General features: G+C 39.8%; 2 protein-coding genes. Both read left to right on the forward strand.

Annotated features, from left to right (window positions below; genetic code table 11):
• A partial coding sequence (locus tag QUA62_RS28900; protein ID WP_333408238.1) for an ATP-binding protein occupies positions 1-159 on the forward strand: 159 nt, incomplete at its 5' end.
• Between the two features lie 425 nt (positions 160-584).
• The coding region (locus QUA62_RS28905; protein WP_333408237.1) for a serine/threonine-protein kinase PknK at positions 585-4351 on the forward strand (3767 nt) is incomplete at its 3' end.

The raw sequence follows: 4351 nt of genomic DNA on the forward strand, positions 1-4351 counted from the left end.
ACTACAAAACGCGGTCAGGGTGGTAGCGGGTTGGGATTGCATATTGTCTACAATTTAGTAACCCAAAAACTTCTGGGTGAAATAGAAGCTAAAAGTGAGGTGGGAGCAGGCACCAAATTTATTATTAAGCTACCCCTACAAATCGATGCAAAACTGTAGTTTCCCACATCAAAAGTTCAGTAATAAAAATAGGTGAGCAGCAATGGACAATATTTACGATTTTTCAGCTAAGAATCCTCTCAAAAAATGCTATGGGCTGAAGGATTTAACTCAGATGCGGGTCTAGGCATATCTGACGATCGATCTAGTAACTATAACAAGCCGTACAAATCTCCTCTGAAGGCCAAGGGCGAGATCCCTTCACTCTGTTCTGCCTGCTTTTGGAGGAAACTGTAGAGCGAGATCACTCCTAACATAAATCTTTATTTATACTTTTTTTAAGAAATGTAAAAATTGATATTTTTTTATTTGAAATTTAAATTTTGCTGAAAGGGCAGGCTAGTCTTTATATTAGAGGGTAAATCTACTTACAAATTGATAATTGCTAAAAAAATGTGTATTTATTATTAAAATAGGCTGCAAAAATGATTAACTTAGCTGGCTACGAGATTACCAACCAAATACATGAAAGTAACAATTCTTTAGTTTATCGAGGATTGAGAAAGCAAGACAACCAACGGGTAATTCTCAAATTTCTCAAGCAAGATTATCCGATGCCAGCTTCGTTAGTCAGATACAAGCAGGAATACGAAATTACACGCAATCTTAACCTAGAAAGTGTACCTAAAACCTACAGCTTAGAAAGATACCAGAACAGTTTAGTTATTATTTTCGAGGATTCTGGTGGAAAGTCATTTAACCTGTGGTTGGCTTCTCACAAACTTACCTTAGAAGAGTTTTTGGCAACCGCTATTCAAATAACCCGAGCTTTAGGCGACCTTCATCAACATAATATTATTCATAAAGATATCAACCCCAGCAATATTATTATTAACTCGACAACAGGCCTAGTTCAAATCATAGATTTTGGCATTTCTACTGTTTTAAATCGTGAGAATCCTACCCTAAAAAATCCTAATGTTTTAGAAGGCACTCTGAGCTATATATCGCCGGAACAAACAGGCAGAATGAACCGAGCGATCGACTACCGCACGGACTTTTACTCATTAGGAGTCACTTTTTACGAACTGCTAACGGGGCAACTGCCATGCGATTATAACGATGCAATGGAATTAGTCCATTGGCATATTGCTAAACAAGCAGTACCGCCCCATGAAATCAAGGCAGAAATAGAAATTCCTAAAGCCGTTTCTGATATAGTAATGAAGCTGTTAGAAAAGACGGCTGAAAAAAGATACCAAAGTGCTTGGGGAATTCTCGCAGATTTAGAAGAATGCCTGGAACAGCTAAAGGCTAAAGGAACGATTACAGATTTTGCGCTCGCCCAAAAAGATATTACAGATAAGTTTCAAATTCCCCAAAAACTTTATGGGAGAGAACGAGAAATTGAAACCTTATTAGCAGCATTCGAGCGCGTCAGCAATGGCACAACAGAAATCATGTTAGTGTCGGGTTACTCTGGCATTGGCAAATCAGCCTTAGTGCAAGAAGTTTATAAACCGATTACTAAGGCAAGCGGCTATTTTATTGCCGGAAAATTCGACCAATTTCAACGCAATGTTCCTTATGCGGCTGTTGTCAAAGCTTTTGGGTCCTTAGTCAAACAACTATTAACTGAGAGCGAAACGCAACTGGGCGCCTGGAAAGAAAAACTTTTAGCAGCTTTTGGTGATAACGGTCAAATTATTATAGATGTCATTCCCGACGTAGAACTCATCGTTGGGAAACAGCTACCCGTGCAAGAGTTAGGTGCTACAGAAGCACAAAATCGTTTTAATTTAGTCTTTCAAAAATTTATCCGGGTGTTTTGTTCAGTCGAGCATCCCTTAGTCATTTTTCTAGATGATTTGCAATGGGCTGATTCCGCTACTCTGAAACTGCTGCAAGTAATGATGGCAGATGAGGAAACGAAATATTTATTTCTACTTGGAGCTTATCGAGATAACGAAGTGAGCCCCACGCATCCTCTGATAATGACGCTGGATGGGTTGCAAAAGCAAGATGTTACTATTAACCAAATTACCTTAACTCCCTTAGATATCGAACATATCGCTAATTTGATTGCTGATACTGTGCGTAGAGATAGAGGAGCGGTCATACCCCTAGCTGAGTTAGTCGTTGGAAAAACTCAAGGCAATCCTTTTTTTGTCAATCAGTTTCTCAGAAGTCTCTATGAAGAAAAACTACTAAATTTCCATTTTCAGCAAAGAAGCTGGGATTGGAAAATTTCAGAAATCGAAGCAGTAGGTATTACCGATAACGTGGTTGAGTTGATGGTCGGGAAATTGAGAAAGATGCCCGGCTCAACTCAACAGATTTTACGGTTAGCCGCTTGTGTGGGCAATAGTTTTGACTTAAACACTCTGTCAATTGTTAATGAAAAATCTACCGCCGAAACTTTTAAAGAGCTAGTGTCCGCGATCCAAGATGGGTTAATTTTAGCCACTTCTGAATTAGGCACGACAGAAGAAGAAATTATTCAGTCTCATCTAATCATTACTACTTACAAGTTTTTGCACGATCGCGTGCAACAAGCAGCCTATGCTCTGATTGAGGAAAGTTCTAAAAAAACTGTTCACTTACAAATCGGTCGCCTGCTTTGGCAAAATACCTCGACAGAGAAGCGAACGGAAGACATATTTGCGATCGTCGATCATTTGAATCTAGGAATTGAAGGGGTTGCCGATCAATCCGAACGAACTGAAATTGCTAAACTGAATTTAATTGCCGGTCAAAAAGCCAAAGCAGCTACAGCCCATGAGTCTGCGCTTAAATATTTGCAAGCAGGGTTGGGACTGTTAGTAGAAGATAGCTGGACTTATCAGTATAAATTAACATTAGCGCTGCATGAGGAAGCAGCAGAGACAGCTTTTTTGAGCGGTGATTTTGAAGTAATGCTGAGATTTGTTGAGAGGGTGCAAAACTGCGCTAAAACGCTACTGGACACAGTAAAAGTGTATGAAGTCCAGATTCAAGCTTACGTGGGACAGAACAGGGTGCTAGAAGCCGTTAATACAGCGCTACAAGTTTTAAAGCTGTTAGGGGTGGAGTTTCCCCAAGAGCCGAACCCGTCAGATATTGGGCAGGCAGTAGGGGAAACTGCGACAATTTTGAACGGGAAGCGAATTGAGGATTTAATTGACTTGCCTCAAATGAGCGATCCGTATAAACTAGCAGCCATGAAACTTTTATCAAGTATCTTTGCTCCTGCATACATTGTTGCTCCTGCACTGTTGCCCTTGACTGTATGCAAACAAGTAGATTTATCCGTCCAATATGGCAATGCTTCCGTTTCTCCCTTTGCCTATGCCAATTATGGTTTTCTTCTTTGTGGAGTTTTAGGAGATATTGACTCAGGTTATCAGTTCGGTCAATTAGCTTTAAGTCTAGTCTCCAAGTTAAATGCTCAAGAAATCAAAGCCAAGACAGCCTTCATAGTAAATCTATTTATCCGACATTGCAAAGAGAATCTGAGAGAAACCTTAGAGCCTTTAGTATCAGTTTACTCTAGCGGACTGGAGACGGGAGATTTAGAATATGCAGGCTATGGTTTAATGGTGTACTCCTATTTCGCTTACTTTAGTGGCAAAGAACTGACTGTCCTTGAAAAAGAGATGGGAACTTACAGAGATGCTGCTCATAAAATCAAGCAAAAAACAGCGCTTAATTATATAGAAACCTATTGGCAGACTACCTTAAACTTGCTCGGAAAAAGTGAAAATCCCTTCCTTCTAAAGGGTGAAGCCTGCGATGAGGATCTGAAGTTGCCATTATACCAGCAGGCAAACGACAAAGTGGGAGTTGCATACATATATTTGAATAAAATTTTACTTTGTTATTGGTTGGAAAATTACTCGGAAGCAATTGAGAATACTGCTAGAATAGAGAAGTATTTAGATGCAATGGTAGGAATGCCCGTTGTTCCTGTCTTCCATTTTTACGATTCTTTAGTAAGGCTCGCGGTGTATTATGATACTCCACAGTCAGAGCAAGAGGGTATTCTTGACAGAGTAAAAGCTAATCAAGAAAAAATGCAGAAATGGGCGCATCATGCTCCAATGAATTATCTGCACAAATTCTATCTAGTAGAGGCAGAACGGCATCGGGTTTTAGACGAAAAAATAGAAGCGATTGAGATGTACGACAAGGCTATTGCCCTTGCCAAAGAAAACGAGTACATCAACGAAGAAGCACTCGCTCACGAACTTGCTGCCAAATTTTACTTGTCATG

The sequence above is a fragment of the Microcoleus sp. MON1_C1 genome (genome assembly GCF_036701945.1).
Classification (GTDB): domain Bacteria; phylum Cyanobacteriota; class Cyanobacteriia; order Cyanobacteriales; family Microcoleaceae; genus Microcoleus.